Raw genomic sequence first — 19,331 nt, 5'->3', positions numbered from 1 at the left:
GCAACTATGCCGCTAAAAAACACTGCAACGAACAAACCGCAGGAAATCGCCGCCATCGACCTCGGGTCGAACAGTTTCCACATGGTGATCGCCCGCGTCGTCAACGGCGCCTTACAGGTATTGGGCCGTTTAAAACAGCGGGTGCATCTCGCCGACGGATTGGACAGCAACAACGTACTCAGTGAAGAGGCGATAGAACGCGGCCTGGCCTGCCTGGCGCTGTTTGCCGAACGGCTGCAGGGCTTCCCGGCGGATAACGTCACCATCGTCGGGACCCACACCCTGCGTCAGGCGGTGAACGCTGAAGTGTTCCTCAAGCGCGCCGCCAAAGTGATCCCCTACCCGATCGAAATCATCGCCGGCCAGGAAGAGGCGCGTCTGATCTTCATGGGCGTGGAACACACCCAACCGGAGAAGGGCCGCAAGCTGGTGATCGACATCGGCGGCGGCTCCACCGAGCTGGTGATCGGCGAAGACTTCGAGCCGCTGCTGGCGGAAAGCCGCCGCATGGGCTGCGTCAGCTTCGCCCAGCTGTTCTTCCCGGGCGGCGAGATCAGCAAAAACAACTTCCGCCGCGCGCGGCTGGCGGCGGCGCAGAAGCTGGAAACGCTGGCCTGGCAGTACCGCATTCAGGGCTGGCAGTACGCGCTGGGCGCCTCGGGCACCATCAAGGCCGCCCACGAAGTGCTGGTGGCGATGGGCGAAAAAGACGGTCTCATCACCCTGGATCGTCTGGAAATGCTCGCCGAACAGGTGCTGCAGTTCAAAAGCTTCGGCTCGTTGAGCCTGCCGGGGCTGTCGGAGGATCGCCAATCGGTGTTCGTGCCGGGGCTGGCTATCCTGTGCGGCGTGTTCGACGCGCTGGCGATCCGCGATCTGCGCCTGTCCGACGGCGCGCTGCGCGAAGGCGTGCTGTATGAAATGGAAGGCCGCTTCCGCCACCAGGACATCCGCAGCCGCACCGCCAAAAGTCTGGCCGATCACTACAACATCGACCGCGAACAGGCCAAGCGGGTGCTGGAAACCACCGAGCTGCTCTACTCGCAGTGGATGGCGCAAAACACCAAGCTGGTGCATCCGCAGCTGGAGGCCCTGCTGAAATGGGCCGCCATGCTGCACGAGGTGGGGCTGAGCATCAACCACAGCGGCATGCACCGCCATTCGGCCTACATTCTGCAAAACTCCAACCTGCCCGGCTTCAACCAGGAACAGCAGCTGCTGCTGGCGGCGCTGGTGCGTTTCCACCGCAAAGCGATCAAGCTGGAAGAGCTGCCGCGCCTCAATCTGTTCAAGAAGAAACACTACCTGCCGCTGATCCAGCTGCTGCGTCTGAGCACCCTGCTCAACAACCAGCGGCAGTCGACCACCACGCCGGAAACGCTGCGCCTGACCACCGACGACAACCACTGGACGCTGCGCTTCCCGGCCGGCTACCTGGCGCAGAACAACCTGGTGCAGCTGGACTTCGAGCGCGAGCAGGCCTACTGGAACGACGTCGTCGGCTGGAAGCTGCTGATCGACGAAGAAGGCTCGCAAGACGAACAGCGCTCCGCCTGATCCCCGCCCCCTGCCAGCCAGGGGGTTTTTCTTTCCGCCCCGCCCCGTCAACCTAAACGAAACCCTAATACGCCGCGCCGCACGCCGGAAAAAAATGGACAACTTTTGTCATCAGCGCCTAAAATCCGGTTACAAATTCTCGAGCGAATAACACAGGATACCGGCATACCGGGTGATATATGCGCAAGAAAACCACCGGACAGATGACGAAGATAGTGTTGTTTATCAGCTTTATCATTTTAGTCGGCCGACTGCTGTACGCCGCCGTGGTGGCGGTGCCTCATCATCAGGAAAAAAAGCAGGCCGCTGCGCAAAACGCCGCCGAAGTCAGCGCCCCGCAACAGGACGCCTCCTCTGAATAACCGCCGCGCCCCGTCCGTTTCATAAAAATGACGCCGGCACTCGCTATGCTCTATCTTTTAATGAGCCTGCGTCAGGAAGGCCGAGCGCCCGTTAAGGAACACCATGTCAGCCGCAACCCATAACGTCAAAAAAGTCGCTGAACACCGCCAGCGCATTCTCACTCTGCTGTTGAACAATAAGGAATTGGTCGACGGCATTCTCGGCCGGCCAGGGGATGAACACGCCCTCAGCCAAAGCGAACTGCTGAACCAGACGGCGGAAATCACCGGCCTGCTGGACGACATGCACGCCGCCGACCTTGCGGACCTGCTGGAGGCGCTGCCGCAGGACGAACGTATGGCGCTGTGGCGGCTGGTGGGCAACAGCAAGCGCGGCCAGACGCTGGTGGAAGTCGCCGAACCGGTCTGGGATAGCCTGATCGAGGAAATGAGCGACAAAGACCTGCTCAAAGCGATCAAAACGCTGGACGTCGACGAACAGGCCTACCTGGCGCAATACCTGCCGCGCAACCTGATGGGCCGGTTGCTGACCTCGCTGGAGCCGGAACAGCGCGCCCAGGTGCGCGAGATGAGCCAGTACGCCAAAGACAGCGTCGGCTGGATGATGGATTTCGAACTGGTGACGGTGCGGCCGGACGTCACGCTCGGCGCGGTGCACCGCTTTTTGCGCATGCGCAAAACCATTCCCGACGCCACCGATAAACTGTTCGTCACCGACCGCAAAAACACCCTGCTGGGCGAACTGCCGCTGACCGCAGTGCTGCTGAACGACCCGGAGATCCCGGTGCGCGAGGTGATGGACAGCGATCCCGCCACCTTCCAGCCCGAAGACAAGGCCGATGAAGCGGCCGGCGCGTTCGAACGTTACGACCTGATCAGCGCCCCGGTGGTTGACGCCAAGGGCAAACTGATGGGCCGCCTGACCATCGAAGAGATCGTCGACGCCGTCAACGAAGAGAGCGACACCAACCTGCGCCGCATGGGCGGTTTGAGCCCGGAAGAAGACGTGTTTGCCCCGGTCAGCAAGGCGGTCAAGACCCGCTGGGCCTGGCTGGCGATCAACCTCTGCACCGCGTTCGTCGCCTCGCGCGTGATCGGTCTGTTCGAACACACCATTTCCCAGTTGGTGGCGCTGGCGGCGTTGATGCCGATCGTCGCCGGTATCGGCGGCAACACAGGCAACCAGACCATCACCATGATCGTGCGCGCGCTGGCGCTACACCAGATCGAAGTCGGCAACATCTCGCGCCTGATGCTCAGGGAGCTGGGCGTCGCCATCATCAACGGCGTGGTGTGGGGCGGCATCATGGGCGTGGTCACCTGGCTGCTTTACGGCGACGCGGCGATGGGCGGCGTAATGACGCTGGCGATGCTGCTCAACCTGCTGCTGGCGGCGCTGATGGGCGTGGTGATCCCGATGACCATGCTCAAACTGGGCCGCGATCCGGCGGTCGGCTCCAGCGTGCTCATCACCGCGCTGACCGATACCGGCGGCTTTTTCATCTTCCTCGGCCTCGCCACTCTGTTCCTACTGTAATACGCCAAAAGCCGGCCCTGTGCCGGCCCTTTCCACCGGATGACATCGTTGAAAACGTGCCCTGATGATTCGCCAGAATAACAGAGCCCCCGCCGCCATTTGCCGCGTTCAAACCACGCCGTATTCCCTCATCCGTCACATTATGTTAACCAAGACAAGATTAGTGATATAAATAACACCTGAGGCTTAAACGATTAAGTAAGATGAAGCGCCCATGCGAGTATCAGCGTATCCGTTGGTTTTCCTCGACATGTGATGGCTCAGGGATAAGGGACTATGGAAAAGAAATGGTTTTCCGCCAGGGAACTGATGGGTAAGGCGGGCTTGCCTTCAACTCCGCAAGGGGTCAATTTGATGGCCCGGCGTGAAGGCTGGGTCAGCCGCCGCCGCAGCGGCGTACAGGGCAAAGCGCTGGAATACCATATCGATAGCCTGCCGTTCGGCGCGCGCAGCCTGTCGGCCTTGCGCGAGGCCGATCATCCGGACTACGACGTCAAACGTCAGGATCCGATACGGGTCTGGATCGAGCATTACTACCACCTGACGCCGGCCGAGCGGGAAAAGCTGCTGGCGTTCCTGATGCGCGAGGGCATGAGCCGCCTGCTGCAGCTGATCGACGCCCCTCGCTAGCTCTGCGTTCAACTCTCCCCTTCCGGCGCCCAGCCGTCGTTGTGCCACAGATGCAGCGTGGCGTAAGAACGCCACGGGCGCCAACGTTCGGCGTAGCGTTCTATCTGGCGCGGCGTCATGCCGGGAAAACGCTGTTTGATCAGATAATCGCCGGCCAGGAACACGTCCGGCCACGACCAGGCGCGCATCGCGATATAGCTGGCGGTCCAGCTGCCGATGCCCGGCAGCGCGGTCAGCGCCTTGATGCCCCGCTCGATATCCAGCACGTTGTCGAGCTGCAGCCGCCCTTCGCCCAGCGCGCGGGCGATCTCGATCAGCGCCGCCGCGCGCTTCAGCTGCACCCCGAGCGGGCGCAGTTCTTCGGGCTGCAGCCGCGCCACCCGTTCTGCGGTGGGGAAGACATGGGTGATGCCCTCATGCGGCGTCGCCAGGGCTTCCCCCCAGCGTTCGGCCATCCGCCCGGCGAAGGTCGCCGCCATTTTTACGCTGACCAACTGGCCCAGCACCGCCCGCGCCGCCTGCTCGAAACTGTTCACGCAGCCCGGCAGGCGCAGCCCCGGCGCATCGGCCGCCAGCGAGCCCAGCGCCTCATTGATGCGATCCGGCGCGGCGTCCAGATCAAACAGCAGGCGCACCCGGCGCAACACCTCCGTCGTCACCAGACTGAGCGCAGGCGCGATCTCGACCCGAACCCGATTGCGCGCCTCTTCCGGCTGCACGCTGACCCAGCCGCAGTGTTCCGTGCCGCCCTGGCTGACGGCGATCGAGCGCAGGTAACGGCGTCCGTCGACCCGTTCCACGCCCTGCACGGCGCGCGCCTGCAAGAAATTCAGCATGCGCTCCCAGTCATAGGGCGGCCGATAGCCCAGGTGAAACACCAGCCCGCTGGCGGCGGCCCGTTCACCGCGCGCGCCGCCGCTGCGCAGCGCTGACGGGATCAGGCGGTAGCGCGCCTTGAACAGCTCGTTGAAACGCCGCAGGCTGCCGAAGCCGGCGGCGAACGCCACCTCGCTGAGCGGCAGATCGGTATCCGCCAGCAGGCGCTTGGCTTGCAGCAGCCGGTGCGACTGCGCGTAATCGATCGGCGAAGCGCCAAACTGTTCGGCGAAGATGCGCCGCAGATGGCGATCGGAAATGCCCAGCCGCGCCGCCAGCGCTTCGCAGCTGTGTTCGGACAGATATCCCTGCTCGATGAGCTGCACCGCCACCTGCGCATAACGGTTGCCCAGATCGATCAGCGCCAGACCGGGCGCCAGCTCCGGCCGGCATTTGAGGCAGGGGCGAAACCCCGCCAGTTCAGCCGCCGCCGCGCTCGGATAAAAGGTGCAATTTTCCCGCTTCGGCGTGCGGGCGCTGCACACCGGACGGCAATAGATACCGGTTGAAGAGACGCCGACGAAAAAGCGTCCGTCGAATTTGCGGTCACGCGCGCGCAGCGCGTCGTACAACGCTTGCTGTTGAGTATTCATGGCAACGCTCGGGGTCGGTTTTTTCGGCATTATGGGGCTCGGCTGGCGCGCTGACGTGCGGAATTCGGACATTAAGTTACGCGCCTTCCCGCCGTCCAGATTAGCGATTGTCTTTAATGATTATGCGTCTTAACAGCGTTCAGACGCACCATTTTTACCGCCACCGACATAAAGCCCCGCAGCCCGACGATTTATTGCCCCTGGCGCGGTACCCCCAATGCCCGACGCATCAGCCCATCGAAGGCGCGATCGGACAACAAGCGCCGCAGAAAAATCAACGGTTTCGCGCCAAACCCCACCGCATAGCGCGTTTTCGGACGATGGGCGGCGACGGCTTTGGCGATCGTATCGGCAATCACGCTCGGCGGCGATTGCCGTTTCTTGCTGGCGTCGCTGACCATGGCGTGGGCGACAGCATGAGCCTGAGCGGCGTACTCGCTCTGGCCGGAAACGCCGATCAGTTTTTCCGCGGCGATATCCGCCCATTCACTCTGGATGCCGCCGGGTTCGATCACCACGACGTCGATGCCGAAAGGTTGCACCTCCATGCGCAGACAGTCGCTGATGGCCTCCAAGGCGAATTTGGTGCCGTGATACCAACCGCCCAGCGGCGTATGTATTTTTCCGCCCATCGACGTAATATTGATGACGGTGCCGGAGCGCTGCGCTCGCATGTGCGGCAAAATCAGCTGCGTCAGCCGAACCGCACCGAACACATTCACATCAAATTGAGCGCGAGCCTCATCCGCAGAAACGTCTTCAATAGCGCCATAGGAGCCGTAGCCGGCGTTATTGACCAGCACATCGATACGCCCCGTTTCGGCGATGATGGTCTTTACCGCCTGCGCCATGGAAGCATCGTCGGTGACGTCCAACGGCAAAACGCGAATGCCAGCGGCAACCAGAGCCTGCATGCGCTCAACCCGGCGGGCGGCCGCATAAACGGTGTGCCCGCGCTGCTTTAACGTGACGGCGGTGGCTTCACCAATACCGGACGAAGCGCCGGTCACCAGGATCACTTTGGACTTCATACTGACTGCTCCTTATTAGGATGATTGCGTTGGCGACTGCCTGCGCAGTCTGTATGTTGTCCACTTTAAGCGACGGGCCCTGCCGCAACCATGTCGAACCGCGCCAATCAACTCGCAGAATGCGCCAACGTGAACAGCGCCTCTCGGCTAATTCAGCCGCATCGCCTGGCGAGCCGCTTCCGGCGTTTGCCCTGTCCATTCGTGAAAGGCGCGGAAGAAAGAGTTCGGCTCTTCAAAACCGAGCAAAAAGGCAATCTCTCCGCTGGTAAGGGTCGAATGCTTAAGATAGTGGCGCGCCAATTTTTCCCGGGTGCCGTTGCTCAGCGAACGAAAATTCTCGCCCTCATCTTCCAGACGCCGCTGCAGCGTCCGGCGGCTCATGCCCAATCTTGCCGCCACCGCATCGATGCCGGCGGTATTGCTGGGAATCAACTCCAGCAGCACCGCACAAACGCGCTCTCCGGTGGTTGCCGTGGCGTCCAGTTCACTGAGGCGACGACGCAGCTCGGGTTCGAAAACGCGCCACATGCCCTCATTCACTGTCAAAAAGGGACGCAAGGCATCTGCGGAGGAGAAAGTAATGCCCGGCCCTGCCCCAGGCGTTACCGCGCAGCCGAAGAAGGCTGCCAAGGGGCGTGAAAGCGCTGCAGGCGGCAGTTCAGGCAAGGTGATACGGCGCGCTTTTACCGGTTCGCGCGTGGCAAGCTGCGCCAGCCGAACATAAAATGCCAGCTCAGCCACCAGCAAAGACGCCGGTACTGCCTCCTCCGCCAACAGCCAGCGGGGTGAAATCGTCATTTCGCCTTCAGGGCCGATGGCGAGCTCCAGGCTCATCGGCGCCGTAAGTTGCTTGTATTTCGCTAACCGCTGGACAGCTTGCGCCAGATTGGCGCTGCACAGGGCGGCGAATATCGGAGGGTCAAACGATTCCGTTGACATCAGCGCAACGATTTTCAACGGAAACAACGGGTCGCCCGTTCCTTCCTCCATCGCGCGCCAGAAGCGGAAATATTCTTCCGTTGTGATCCCTTCAGCGGTGCGTGACAACAGATCTTCAGGCAATGCAGCCCGGCGTAAAACATCCGTCGGCTGGAGTCCCAGATCTTTCAGCAGGGTTCGCCAGCCGATATTCATGAGAAAGGTAGAGTTGCGCGTCATGGAATCCTCATCGCAGAGTCATAGGGAAAGGCATTCCCCGCTCGGAATACCTGTTGAGTATAAAGAAATGGCGTGCGTCTTGATGGGCGAAGCACGCCATTTTCATAGCCGACTGTGCCATTGCTGCGGCTTGAGCGTTATTCACACTGAGAAAGTTCGCGCACGCTAAATTTTTCGACACTCGCGCATTGGCGCATTGCCCGCCGGCCCCGTCTCGGGTAAAGTCGCCCCCCTTCATTGGCATGGGGACAAAAAAGAGATGTTTATTGGATTCGACTACGGGACAGCCAACTGTTCCGTTGCAGTGATGCGCGACCACGGCCCCGAGCTGTTGACGCTGGAAAACAACGCGCCCTATCTGCCTTCGATGCTGTGCGCGCCGACCCGCGAAGCGGTGAGCGAATGCCTGCACCGCCATTGGCAGATCCCGACCGGCAGCGAAGAAAACCAGCAGTTGCTGCGCCGCGCCATCAGTTACAACCGCGAAGAAGACATTCCGGTCAACGGCGACAGCGTGCTGTTCGGTCTGCAGGCGCTGGCGCACTACATGGAAGATCCGGAAGAGGTGTACTTCGTGCGCTCGCCGAAATCCTTCCTCGGGGCCAACGGCCTGAAACCGCAGCAGATCGCGCTGTTCGAAGACCTGGTGTGCGCCATGATGTTCCACATCAAACGCCAGGCGGAAAACGTGCTGCAGACCGGCATCGATCAGGCGGTGATCGGCCGGCCGATCAACTTCCAGGGCATCGGCGGCGACGAAGCCAACCGGCAGGCGCAGGGCATTTTGCAGCGCGCCGCCGAACGCGCCGGTTTCAAGGACATTGAATTCCAGTTCGAGCCGGTGGCGGCGGGGCTGGACTTCGAAGCGACGCTGAGCGAAGAGCAAACCGTGCTGGTGGTGGACATCGGCGGCGGCACCACCGACTGCTCGGTGCTGCTGATGGGGCCGCAGTGGCGCGACCGCGCCGATCGCCAGCAGAGCCTGCTGGGCCACAGCGGCTGCCGGGTCGGCGGTAACGATCTGGACATCATGCTGGCCTTCAAACAGCTGATGCCGCTGTTCGGCCTGGGCGGCGAAACCGCGAAAGGCATCGCCCTGCCGGCGCTGCCTTACTGGAATGCGGTGGCGACCAACGACGTGCCGGCGCAAAACGATTTCTACAGCGCCGCCAATGGCCGCGTGCTGCGCGATCTGATCCTCGACGCGGCGGAGCCGGAAAAGGTCAAGCGCCTGCTGAAAGTGTACCAGCAGCGCCTGAGCTACCGATTGGTGCGGGCGGCAGAAGAGAGTAAGATCGCCCTGTCCGGCCAAACGGCCATCAGCGCGCCGCTCAATTTCGTGCAGGCCGATCTGGCGGAGAACATCAGCCAGGCTCAGCTCGCCGACGCCATCTCGCAGCCGTTGATGCGCATTCAGGAGCAGGTCAGCGCCGCGCTGGCCAGCAGCCAGACCGCGCCGCAGGTGATCTACCTGACCGGCGGCAGCGCGCGCTCACCCCTGCTGCGCGCCGCGCTGCAACAGCAGCTGCCGGGCATTCCGATCGTCGGCGGCAACGACTTCGGCTCGGTCACCGCCGGGCTGGCGCGCTGGGCGCAAACGCTGTTCCGTTGACTGCCCACGGGCGCGGCTCGCCGCGCCCTTGTTCATTGGAGGCTATGCATCATGTCGACCATCCTTACCCTCGACAGCGCCAGGCTGCGGCTGCGCCCCTGGCGTGATGACGATCTGCCGGCCTTCGCCGCGCTCAACGCCGATCCGCAGGTGATGCGCTATTTCCCGGCGCCGATGACGGCCGAGGGAAGCCGCGCGCAGGCCGAACGCATCCGCGCCTTCATGCAACAACACGGCTGGGGGCTGTGGGCGGTGGAAGTGAAAGGCGGCGCGCCCTTTATCGGTTTTGTCGGGCTGGCGCGGCCGGGCGACGACCTGCCTTGCGCCCCCTGCGTGGAGATTGGCTGGCGGCTGGCGGCGGCCCACTGGGGCAACGGCTACGCCGCAGAGGCGGCGCGCGCCGCGCTGGCGTGCGCCTTCGACACGCTGCACTTGCCGGAAGTGGTGTCCTTCACCGCCGAAGATAACCAGCCGTCGCGCCGGGTGATGACGCGCATCGGCATGCGCTTCGACGGCGAAACCTTCCTGCACCCGCGTCTGCCGGCGGGCCATCCGCTGCAACAGCACGTCTTGTACCGGCTGAACCGGCAAACGTGGCGCGAACGCCACGGCGATTAATACAGCGTATCCTTCAGCCGCTGCGGCAGCGCGCTGTCGTACTCCTCACCGTCGAAGCGCGTTTGGCTCACCGCGGCCAAAATATGGCCGGGGCTGGGCAGCGCCGAACGTTCGAGGCGGCTGCCCTCTTCCCACAATCCCGAACGCAAGATCGCCCGGCTGCACTGGAAGAACACCGCCTCCACCCGAATGCGCAGCACCGAACGCGGCAACTGGTTGCGGTGAGCGAAGCGCTGCAGCACCGCCGGCGCCACCACGATCTCCGCCCGCCCGTTAATCCGCAGCGTTTCGCCGATGCCGGGGATCAGCAACAGCAGCGCCACCCGGTTATCGTGCAGGATATTGCGCAGGCTATCGATGCGATTATTGCCGCGCCGGTCCGGCAGCAGCAGGGTTTTCTCGTCTTCGATCTGGATAAAACCGGCCGGATCGCCGCGCGGGGAGACATCCATGCCGTCCGGCCCGACGGTCGAGAGGGCGGCAAACGGCGCCGCCTCGATAAACGGACGGTACGCCGGGTGGATATAGCTGACTTCTTTAAAAACCGAGGGCGCGGCGGGTTTGCCGTAAAGCTGTTCCAGCGCCGCGAGGTCGTTGATGATATCGCCAGACATTGCAGTTTCCTGAATAAGTCATATTGACCCCTTCAGCATAGAGCAAAATCGCCGGCGGCTTTTACTCAGCGCTGGCGTGGTTCAGCGTCTGAATGTCGTCCGCATCCAGCGTCAGGCGGGTGGCGCTGACCAACTCATCCAACTGCGGCAACGAGGTGGCGCTGACGATCGGCGCGGTGATGCTCGGGCGCGCAATCAGCCAGGCCAGCGAGACCTGCGCCGGGGAGCTGCCGTGTTTGCCCGCCACCTGATCCAGCGCCGCCAGAATGCGGAAACCGCGCGGGTTCAGGTAGCGTTCGACGATGCGATCGCCGCGCTGGCTTTTGCCCTCGTCCGCTTTGCTGCGGTATTTGCCGGTCAGAAAACCACTGGCCAGCGCGAAGAAATTGATCACCCCTAGCCCGTGGCGCTGCGCCACGCCTTCCAGCTCGGCTTCATACCCTTTGCGCGCATACAGATTGTACTCCGGCTGCAGGGTTTCGTAGCGCGCCAATCCGTTGTTCTCGCTCACCCGCAGCGCTTCTTCCAGGCGATCCGCCTGATAGTTGGAGGCGCCGATCGCCCGCACCTTGCCGGCTTTGATCAGCGCATCGAACGCCGTCAGCGTCTCTTCCAGCGGCGTATCGCGGTCATCGTCGTGCGACTGGTAGAGATCGATATAATCGGTTTGCAGACGGCGCAGCGAATCTTCCACCGCCTGCTGAATATAGCGCGGCGACAGCCCCTGTTTGCCTTCGCCCATCGGTTTGCCCACCTTGGTGGCGATGATCACCTGGTCGCGCTTGCCGCTCTTCTTCAGCCATTCGCCGATGACGGTTTCCGATTCGCCGCCCCGGTTGCCCGGCGCCCAGCTGGAATAGACGTCGGCGGTATCGATAAAGTTGAGCTGATTGTCCACCAGCGCATCCAGCAGACTGAACGAGGTCGCTTGATCCGCCGTCCAGCCGAACACGTTGCCGCCAAAGGTCAACGCCGGCACCTGAATGCCCGAACGGCCCAGTTGTTTCTTGCTCATCACAAAGGCTCCATGGGTTAAATGATTTGCCTGTTAATTATTAGCGCCAAATGCAGGAAATCGTTAAAACGTATTGGCTATAAGCCGGAATAAATCACTTATAAACATAGCACGCGCAAATCACCCACTTATTAAGACAATGCTGACGGTTCCTCCATATTTCCTTCATTTTTATGCCGTCTTCGCTGGCTAAACTAGTATCCTGTAAGGAGTGTCATTTTTGTGGCAATGAGTGCCCGCGCCCCTGCCTTTTGGAGAGAATTTTCACCACCATGAATGCAAAACCCCAACGTCGTTCCCTGCTGCTGCGCCTGCTGGCTGCGGCGATTGCGATCATCGTCGCCGTTCTGGCCTGGCGCCATTTCAGCGCCGTTCAACCGACCGCCGGGACGACGCCGGGCGCGCACCAGGCCGCCGGTAAAACGGGAGCGGACCGCGCGGCGGGCGGCAGACGCGGCGCGCCGATGTCGCCGGTGCAGGCGGCGACAGCCACGCAACAAACCGTGCCGCGCTATCTTTCCGGCTTGGGCACCGCCACCGCCGCCAATACCGTGACCGTCACCAGCCGGGTCGATGGCCAACTGATGGCGATCCACTTTACCGAAGGCCAGCAGGTCAAAGCCGGCGATCTGCTGGCGGAGATCGATCCCCGGCCGTTCCAGGTGCAGCTGACCCAGGCTCAGGGGCAGTTGGCAAAAGATCAGGCCACGCTGGCCAACGCCCGGCGCGATCTGGCGCGCTATCAGCAGTTGGTGAAAACCAATCTGGTTTCCCGTCAGGAGCTGGATACGCAGGCCTCGCTGGTGCAGCAGACCGAAGGCGCGATCAAGGCCGATCAGGGCGCGGTCGACAGCGCCAAACTGCAGATCACCTACAGCCGCATCACTGCGCCAATCGACGGCCGCGTCGGCCTGAAACTGGTCGACGTCGGCAACTATGTCACCAGCGGCAGCACCACCGGTCTGGTGGTGATCACGCAGACGCACCCGATCGACGTAGTGTTCACGCTGCCTGAAGGCAACATCGCCGATCTGCTCAAGGCGCAAAAAGCCGGGCCGGTGAGCGTCGAAGCCTGGGATCGCACCAACCAGAACAAGCTGACGACCGGTTCGCTGCTGAGCCTGGACAACCAAATTGATACCGCCACCGGCACCATCAAGCTGAAAGCGCGTTTCGCCAACGAAGATGACGCGCTGTTCCCCAACCAGTTCGTCAACGCGCGGCTGCAGGTGGATACCCTGCACGACGCGGTGGTGATCCCGACCGCCGCGCTGCAGATGGGCAACGAGGGCAACTTCGTCTGGACGCTCGGCGAAGACAACAAGGTCAGCAAACATCGGGTCACCGCCGGCGTGCAGGACAGCCGGCAGGTGGTGATCAGCGCCGGCCTCAACGCCGGCGATCGGGTGGTGACCGACGGCATTGATCGCCTGACCGAAGGCATGCAGGTGGAAGTGCTGGCGCCGAACGACGCGCCTGCGGCGTCAAAAGCCAAGCGCGAACCTGACGTTCAGAGGAAGTCCTGATGCAGGTGATGCCACCGACCCGCGGCGGCGGCCCTTCCCGCCTGTTTATCCTGCGCCCGGTCGCCACCACCCTGCTGATGGTGGCGATACTGCTGGCGGGGATCATCGGCTATCGCGCGCTGCCGGTGTCCGCCCTGCCGGAGGTGGATTACCCCACCATCCAGGTGGTGACGCTATACCCCGGCGCCAGCCCGGACGTGGTGACCTCCGCCATTACCGCGCCGCTGGAACGCCAGTTCGGCCAGATGTCCGGCCTGAAGCAAATGGCGTCGCAAAGCGCCGGCGGCGCCTCGGTGGTGACGCTGCAGTTCCAGCTGGCGCTGCCGCTCGACGTCGCGGAGCAGGAAGTGCAGGCGGCGATCAACGCCGCCACCAACCTGCTGCCGAACGATCTGCCCTACCCGCCGATCTACAGCAAGGTTAACCCCGCCGATCCGCCCATCCTGACGCTGGCCGTGACCTCCACCGCCATGCCGATGACGCAGGTGGAAGACATGGTGGAAACCCGCGTGGCGCAAAAAATTTCTCAGGTGACCGGCGTCGGCTTGGTGACCCTGGCCGGCGGCCAACGCCCGGCGGTGCGCGTAAAATTGAACGCCGCGGCGGTCGCCGCCTATGGCCTGGACAGTGAAACCATCCGCGCCGCCATCAGCAACGCCAACGTCAACTCGGCGAAAGGCAGCCTTGACGGCCCGACCCGATCGGTCACCTTGTCCGCCAACGACCAAATGAAATCTGCCGACGACTATCGCCAGCTGATCGTCGCCTATCAGAACGGCGCGGCGATCCGCCTGCAGGATATCGCCACCATCGAACAAGGGGCGGAAAACACCCGGCTGGCGGCCTGGGCCAACAAGCAGCAGGCGATCGTGCTGAACATCCAACGCCAGCCCGGCGTCAACGTCATCACCACCGCCGACAGCATCCGCGAAATGCTGCCGACTCTGATTAAAAGCCTGCCCAAGTCGGTCGACGTCAAGGTGCTGACCGATCGCACCACCACCATCCGCGCCTCGGTCAGCGACGTGCAGTTCGAGCTGCTGCTGGCGATCGCGCTGGTGGTGATGGTGATCTACGTGTTCCTGCGCAACGTGCCGGCGACCATTATCCCCAGCGTGGCGGTGCCGCTGTCGCTGGTGGGCACCTTCGCCGCCATGTACTTCCTCGGCTTCTCCATCAACAACCTGACGCTGATGGCGCTGACCATCGCCACCGGCTTCGTGGTGGACGACGCCATCGTGGTGATCGAGAACATCTCGCGCTACATCGAGAAAGGGGAAAAACCGCTCGACGCCGCGCTGAAAGGGGCCGGCGAGATCGGCTTCACCATCATCTCGCTGACCTTCTCGCTGGTGGCGGTGCTGATCCCGCTGCTGTTCATGGGCGACATCGTCGGCCGCCTGTTCCGCGAGTTCGCCGTCACGCTGGCGGTGGCGATTTTGATCTCCGCCGTGGTGTCGCTGACGCTGACGCCAATGATGTGCGCGCGCATGCTCAGCCACGAATCGCTGCGCAAGCAGAACCGTTTTTCCGCCGCCTCCGAACGCTTTTTCGAGCGGGTGATCGCGCGATACGGCCAGTGGCTGAAAACGGTGCTTAACCATCCCTGGCTGACGCTCGGCGTGGCCGTGGGCACCCTGGCGCTGACGGTATTGCTGTATCTGCTGATCCCGAAAGGTTTCTTCCCGGTGCAGGACAACGGCATCATTCAGGGCACGCTGGAAGCGCCGCAGAGCGTCTCGTTCAGCAACATGGCCGAGCGCCAGCAGCAGGTCGCAGCGCAGATCCTCAAGGATCCGGCGGTGGAAAGCCTGACCTCGTTCGTCGGCGTCGACGGCAGCAACGCCACGCTCAACAGCGGCCGGTTGCAGATCAACCTGAAGCCGCTGAGCGAACGCAGCGACCGCATTCCGGCGATCATCAGCCGCCTGCAGCAGCAAACGGCGCAGTTTCCCGGCGTGAAGCTGTACCTGCAGCCGGTGCAGGATCTGACCATCGATACCCAGGTCAGCCGCACCCAGTACCAGTTCACCCTGCAGGCGATGTCGCTGGACGATCTCAGCCTGTGGGTGCCGCAGCTGATGGATGAGCTGAAACAAACCCCGCAGTTGGCGGACGTCACCAGCGACTGGCAGGATCAGGGGTTGGTGGCCTACGTCAACGTCGATCGCGATTCGGCCTCCCGCCTCGGCGTCACCATGAGCGACGTGGACAATGCGCTGTACAACGCGTTCGGCCAGCGCCTGATCTCCACCATCTACACCCAGGCCAACCAATACCGCGTGGTGCTGGAGCACGACGTCAGCGCGACACCGGGGTTGGCGGCGCTCAATGAGATCCGTCTGAGCGGCAACGATGGCGCCGTGGTGCCGCTGAGCGCCATCGCCAAAATCGAAGAGCGCTTCGGCCCGCTGTCGGTCAACCATCTCGACCAGTTCCCGTCGGCCACCGTTTCGTTCAACGTCGCCGACGGCTACTCGCTCGGCGAGGCGGTGGACGCGGTCACCCAGGCGGAAAAAAATCTCAACATGCCAAGGGACATCACTACCCAATTCCAGGGGGCGACCCTGGCCTTCCAGGCGGCGCTCGGCAGCACGCTGTGGCTGATTTTGGCGGCGGTGGTGGCGATGTACATCGTGCTGGGCGTGCTGTATGAAAGCTTCATTCATCCGGTCACCATCCTCTCCACCCTGCCGACCGCCGGGGTCGGCGCGCTGCTCGCGCTGATGATGGCCGGCAGCGAGCTGGACGTGATCGCCATCATCGGCATCATCCTGCTGATCGGCATCGTGAAGAAGAACGCCATCATGATGATCGACTTCGCGCTGGCGGCGGAACGCGAGCAGGGCTTATCGCCGCGCGACGCCATCTATCAGGCCTGCCTGCTGCGTTTCCGGCCGATCCTGATGACCACGCTGGCGGCCCTGCTCGGCGCGCTGCCGCTGATGCTGAGCACCGGCGTCGGCGCGGAGCTGCGGCATCCGCTCGGCGTCTGTATGGTCGGCGGTTTGATCATGAGCCAGATCCTGACGCTGTTCACCACGCCGGTGATCTACCTGCTGTTTGACAAACTGGCGCGCAACACGCATCGCCAGCCGGATACGCAGGAGTTGCCGTGAGATTCTTCGCCCTGTTCATTCACCGGCCGGTGGCCACCACCCTGCTGACGCTGGCCATCGCCATCAGCGGCGCGATCGGCTTTCGCCTGTTGCCGGTATCGCCACTGCCGCAGGTGGATTTTCCGGTGATTTCGATCAGCGCGTCGCTGCCGGGCGCCTCGCCGGAAACCATGGCGTCTTCGGTGGCGACGCCGCTGGAGCGCGCGCTGGGCCGCATCGCCGGGGTTAACGAAATGACGTCGATGAGCTCGCTCGGCAGTACCCGGGTCATTTTGCAGTTCGATCTCGATCGCGACATCAACGGCGCCGCGCGCGACGTGCAGGCGGCGATTAACGCCGCGCAAAGCCTGCTGCCGACCGGCATGCCGAGCCGCCCCAGCTACCGCAAGGTCAACCCTTCCGACGCGCCGATCATGATCCTGACGCTGACCTCGGACACCTACAGCCAGGGGCAGCTTTACGATTTCGCCTCCACCCAGCTGGCGCAGAAGATCAGCCAGACTGAGGGCGTCGGCGACGTTTCCGTAGGCGGCAGCTCGCTGCCGGCGGTGCGGGTGGAGCTGAACCCTTCGGCGCTGTTCAATCAGGGCGTGTCGCTGGACACCGTACGGCAGGCCATCGCCAACGCCAACGTGCGCCGCCCGCAGGGCGCCGTGGAAAACCCGCAGCAGCGCTGGCAGATCCAGGCCAATGACGCGCTGAAAACCGCCGACGCCTACCGCCCGCTGATCGTTCATTACAACAACGGCTCGGCGGTGCGTTTAGCCGACGTGGCCGAGGTCAAAGACTCGGTGCAAGACGTGCGCAACGCCGGGATGACCGACGCCAAACCGGCGATCATTCTGGCCATCAGCCGCGCGCCGGACGCCAACATCATCGAAACCGTCGATCGCATTCGCGCCGAGCTGCCCGCCCTGCAGGAGAATATCCCGGCCTCGATTCAACTCAACGTCGCGCAGGATCGTTCGCCGACCATCCGCGCGTCGCTGGCCGAGGTGGAACAGTCGCTGGCGATCGCCATCGGGCTGGTGATCCTGGTGGTATTCATCTTCCTGCGCTCCGGGCGCGCCACGCTGATCCCGGCGGTCGCCGTACCGGTGTCGCTGATCGGCTCGTTCGCCGCCATGTATCTGTGCGGGTTCAGCCTCAACAACCTGTCGCTGATGGCGCTGACCATCGCCACCGGCTTTGTGGTGGACGACGCCATCGTAGTGCTGGAAAACATTTCCCGCCACGTCGAGGCCGGCATGAAACCGATCAACGCCGCGCTGCTGGGCGCGCGGGAGGTCGGTTTCACCGTGCTGTCGATGAGCGTTTCGCTGGTGGCGGTGTTTATCCCGCTGCTGCTGATGGAAGGCCTGCCCGGCCGGCTATTCCGCGAGTTCGCCGTCACCCTGTCGGTGTCGATCGGGCTGTCGCTGATCGTCTCGCTGACGCTCACGCCGATGATGTGCGCCTACCTGTTGCGCCACCAGCCGCCGCGTTCGCAGCGGCGGGCGCGCGGCTTCGGCAAAATGCTGCTGGCGCTGCAGCAGGGCTACGGGCGCTCGCTGAACTGGGTGCTCGGCCACTCTCGCTGGGTGCTGGCGGTGTTCCTCGCCACCGTTGCGCTCAACGTCTGGCTGTATATCAGCATCCCGAAAACCTTCTTCCCGGAACAGGATACCGGGCGTCTGATGGGCTTTATTCAGGCCGACCAAAGCATTTCGTTCCAGGCAATGCGCGGCAAACTGGAAGACTTCATGAAAATCGTGCGCGAAGATCCGGACGTGGAAAACGTCACCGGTTTTACCGGCGGTTCGCGCACCAACAGCGGTTCGATGTTCATCTCACTGAAACCCCTGTCGGTACGCAGCGACGACGCGCAGAAAGTGATGGCCCGCCTGCGCGCCCGCCTGGCCAAAGAACCGGGCGCCAGCCTGTTTTTGATGGCGGTGCAGGATATCCGCGTCGGCGGCCGGCAGGCCAACGCCAGCTACCAATATACGTTGCTGGCGGACGATCTCGCCGCGCTGCGCGAATGGGAGCCGAAGATCCGCACCGCGCTGGCCGCATTGCCCGAGCTGGCGGACGTCAACTCGGATCAGCAGGATAAAGGCTCGGAGATGGATCTGGTCTACGATCGCGAAACCATGGCGCGCCTCGGCATTTCGGTGTCCGACGCCAACAACCTGTTGAACAACGCCTTCGGCCAGCGACAGATTTCGACCATCTACCAACCGCTCAACCAATACAAAGTCGTGATGGAAGTGGCGCCGCCCTACACCCAGGACGTGAGCTCGCTGAACAAAATGTTCATCATCAACAACGAAGGCAAAGCGATACCGCTCTCCTACTTCGCCAGTTGGCGGCCGGCCAACGCGCCGCTGTCGGTCAACCATCAGGGGCTGTCCGCCGCCTCGACCGTCTCCTTTAACCTGCCGGACGGCGGCAGCCTGTCGGACGCCACCGCGGCGATAGAGCGCACCATGACTCAGCTCGGCGTGCCGTCCACGGTGCGCGGCGCGTTCGCCGGCACCGCCCAGGTGTTCCAGGACACCCTGAAGTCGCAGCTGATCCTGATCCTGGCGGCGATCGCCACGGTGTATATCGTGCTCGGCGTGCTGTATGAGAGCTATATCCATCCGCTGACCATCCTTTCCACGCTGCCTTCCGCCGGCGTGGGGGCGCTGCTGGCGCTCGAGCTGTTCGGCGCGCCGTTCAGCCTGATCGCGCTGATCGGCATCATGCTGTTGATCGGCATCGTGAAGAAAAACGCCATCATGATGGTCGACTTCGCGCTCGAAGCGCAGCGCAACGGCGGCATCAGCGCCCGCGAGGCGATTTTCCAGGCCAGCCTGCTGCGTTTCCGGCCGATCATGATGACCACGCTGGCGGCGTTGTTCGGCGCGCTGCCGTTGGTGCTGACCAGCGGCGACGGCGCGGAGCTGCGCCAGCCGCTCGGCATCACCATCGCCGGCGGCCTGGTGATGAGCCAGTTGCTGACGCTGTACACCACCCCGGTGGTCTACCTTTACTTCGACCGGCTGCAGGCGAAGTTCCGCCGCAACAAGCAACTGGCTCCGCTGCCCCATTAATGGCCG

General features: G+C 63.0%; 14 protein-coding genes. 9 read left to right on the top strand and 5 right to left on the bottom strand.

Features of this window, described 5'->3' with window-relative positions; genetic code table 11:
- Window positions 1–6 precede the first annotated feature (6 nt).
- From ppx to ACJ8KE_RS20405, 4 genes are all read left to right on the top strand, one after another.
- Complete coding sequence (ppx, locus tag ACJ8KE_RS20420) at window positions 7–1,557, top strand: exopolyphosphatase (protein WP_016926719.1); 1,551 nt, start codon at window positions 7–9, stop codon at window positions 1,555–1,557.
- Window positions 1,558–1,736: 179 nt separating this feature from the next.
- The gene (locus tag ACJ8KE_RS20415; protein ID WP_004941600.1) at window positions 1,737–1,919 is read left to right on the top strand and encodes a YfgG family protein; all 183 of its coding nucleotides are present in this window, start codon (window positions 1,737–1,739) and stop codon (window positions 1,917–1,919) included.
- Between the two features lie 103 nt (window positions 1,920–2,022).
- The gene (mgtE, locus tag ACJ8KE_RS20410; protein WP_016926718.1) at window positions 2,023–3,456 is read left to right on the top strand and encodes a magnesium transporter; all 1,434 of its coding nucleotides are present in this window, start codon (window positions 2,023–2,025) and stop codon (window positions 3,454–3,456) included.
- A gap of 276 nt (window positions 3,457–3,732) precedes the next feature.
- Window positions 3,733–4,086, top strand: coding sequence for a DNA-binding protein (locus ACJ8KE_RS20405; RefSeq protein WP_028127779.1), 354 nt, complete (start codon window positions 3,733–3,735; stop codon window positions 4,084–4,086).
- A gap of 8 nt (window positions 4,087–4,094) precedes the next feature.
- On the opposite strand, the gene alkA is transcribed toward ACJ8KE_RS20405, so the two are convergent.
- The 3 genes from alkA to ACJ8KE_RS20390 form a co-directional block, all read right to left on the bottom strand.
- Window positions 4,095–5,585 (bottom strand): DNA-3-methyladenine glycosylase 2, encoded by a 1,491-nt coding sequence (gene alkA / locus ACJ8KE_RS20400; protein ID WP_033639658.1) that lies wholly within the window; start codon window positions 5,583–5,585, stop codon window positions 4,095–4,097.
- 161 nt (window positions 5,586–5,746) lie between these two features.
- Entirely contained in the window at window positions 5,747–6,586 is an 840-nt protein-coding gene (locus tag ACJ8KE_RS20395) for an oxidoreductase (RefSeq protein ID WP_016926715.1), read from the bottom strand.
- Between the two features lie 147 nt (window positions 6,587–6,733).
- Entirely contained in the window at window positions 6,734–7,744 is a 1,011-nt protein-coding gene (locus tag ACJ8KE_RS20390; protein ID WP_016926714.1) for an AraC family transcriptional regulator, read from the bottom strand.
- Between the two features lie 259 nt (window positions 7,745–8,003).
- Between ACJ8KE_RS20390 and yegD the strand changes: the two genes are divergently transcribed.
- Window positions 8,004–9,356 (top strand): molecular chaperone, encoded by a 1,353-nt coding sequence (gene yegD, locus ACJ8KE_RS20385; RefSeq protein ID WP_033639655.1) that lies wholly within the window; start codon window positions 8,004–8,006, stop codon window positions 9,354–9,356.
- Between the two features lie 51 nt (window positions 9,357–9,407).
- Window positions 9,408–9,974 (top strand): GNAT family N-acetyltransferase, encoded by a 567-nt coding sequence (locus tag ACJ8KE_RS20380; RefSeq protein WP_016926712.1) that lies wholly within the window; start codon window positions 9,408–9,410, stop codon window positions 9,972–9,974.
- On the opposite strand, the gene ACJ8KE_RS20375 is transcribed toward ACJ8KE_RS20380, so the two are convergent.
- The gene (locus tag ACJ8KE_RS20375; RefSeq protein ID WP_016926711.1) at window positions 9,971–10,588 is read right to left on the bottom strand and encodes a pyridoxamine 5'-phosphate oxidase family protein; all 618 of its coding nucleotides are present in this window, start codon (window positions 10,586–10,588) and stop codon (window positions 9,971–9,973) included. The two genes, ACJ8KE_RS20380 and ACJ8KE_RS20375, sit on opposite strands and share 4 nt — an antisense overlap.
- Before the next feature lie 61 nt (window positions 10,589–10,649).
- Window positions 10,650–11,603, bottom strand: coding sequence for an aldo/keto reductase (locus ACJ8KE_RS20370; RefSeq protein ID WP_261106596.1), 954 nt, complete (start codon window positions 11,601–11,603; stop codon window positions 10,650–10,652).
- A 272-nt stretch (window positions 11,604–11,875) separates the two neighbouring features.
- Here ACJ8KE_RS20370 and ACJ8KE_RS20365 point away from each other — a divergent pair, with 272 nt between their 5' ends.
- From ACJ8KE_RS20365 to mdtC, 3 genes are read left to right on the top strand one after another with little or no spacing between them, the layout of a single operon-like run.
- Entirely contained in the window at window positions 11,876–13,129 is a 1,254-nt protein-coding gene (locus tag ACJ8KE_RS20365; protein ID WP_261420257.1) for an MdtA/MuxA family multidrug efflux RND transporter periplasmic adaptor subunit, read from the top strand.
- The gene (locus tag ACJ8KE_RS20360) at window positions 13,129–16,248 is read left to right on the top strand and encodes an MdtB/MuxB family multidrug efflux RND transporter permease subunit (RefSeq protein ID WP_261420259.1); all 3,120 of its coding nucleotides are present in this window, start codon (window positions 13,129–13,131) and stop codon (window positions 16,246–16,248) included. The genes ACJ8KE_RS20365 and ACJ8KE_RS20360 overlap by 1 nt, the downstream gene beginning before the upstream one ends.
- Window positions 16,245–19,325 carry a multidrug efflux RND transporter permease subunit MdtC gene (gene mdtC / locus ACJ8KE_RS20355; protein WP_442517364.1) on the top strand — a complete coding sequence of 1,027 codons (3,081 nt, stop codon included), beginning with the start codon at window positions 16,245–16,247 and terminating at the stop codon, window positions 19,323–19,325. The genes ACJ8KE_RS20360 and mdtC overlap by 4 nt, the downstream gene beginning before the upstream one ends.
- Window positions 19,326–19,331 lie beyond the last annotated feature (6 nt).

It is taken from the genome of Serratia sp. CY56464, from assembly GCF_052168435.1.
GTDB lineage: Bacteria > Pseudomonadota > Gammaproteobacteria > Enterobacterales > Enterobacteriaceae > Serratia > Serratia marcescens.
Note: the sequence above shows the minus strand (reverse complement) of the source record. Positions and strands in the feature narration are given on the sequence as shown.

Coding starts and splice junctions, on each gene's coding strand:
- ppx (WP_016926719.1), top strand. CDS start 7: ATGCCGCTAAAAAACACTGCAACGAACAAACCGCAGGAAATCGCCGCC.
- ACJ8KE_RS20415 (WP_004941600.1), top strand. CDS start 1,737: ATGCGCAAGAAAACCACCGGACAGATGACGAAGATAGTGTTGTTTATC.
- mgtE (WP_016926718.1), top strand. CDS start 2,023: ATGTCAGCCGCAACCCATAACGTCAAAAAAGTCGCTGAACACCGCCAG.
- ACJ8KE_RS20405 (WP_028127779.1), top strand. CDS start 3,733: ATGGAAAAGAAATGGTTTTCCGCCAGGGAACTGATGGGTAAGGCGGGC.
- alkA (WP_033639658.1), bottom strand. CDS start 5,585: ATGCCGAAAAAACCGACCCCGAGCGTTGCCATGAATACTCAACAGCAA.
- ACJ8KE_RS20395 (WP_016926715.1), bottom strand. CDS start 6,586: ATGAAGTCCAAAGTGATCCTGGTGACCGGCGCTTCGTCCGGTATTGGT.
- ACJ8KE_RS20390 (WP_016926714.1), bottom strand. CDS start 7,744: ATGACGCGCAACTCTACCTTTCTCATGAATATCGGCTGGCGAACCCTG.
- yegD (WP_033639655.1), top strand. CDS start 8,004: ATGTTTATTGGATTCGACTACGGGACAGCCAACTGTTCCGTTGCAGTG.
- ACJ8KE_RS20380 (WP_016926712.1), top strand. CDS start 9,408: ATGTCGACCATCCTTACCCTCGACAGCGCCAGGCTGCGGCTGCGCCCC.
- ACJ8KE_RS20375 (WP_016926711.1), bottom strand. CDS start 10,588: ATGTCTGGCGATATCATCAACGACCTCGCGGCGCTGGAACAGCTTTAC.
- ACJ8KE_RS20370 (WP_261106596.1), bottom strand. CDS start 11,603: ATGAGCAAGAAACAACTGGGCCGTTCGGGCATTCAGGTGCCGGCGTTG.
- ACJ8KE_RS20365 (WP_261420257.1), top strand. CDS start 11,876: ATGAATGCAAAACCCCAACGTCGTTCCCTGCTGCTGCGCCTGCTGGCT.
- ACJ8KE_RS20360 (WP_261420259.1), top strand. CDS start 13,129: ATGCAGGTGATGCCACCGACCCGCGGCGGCGGCCCTTCCCGCCTGTTT.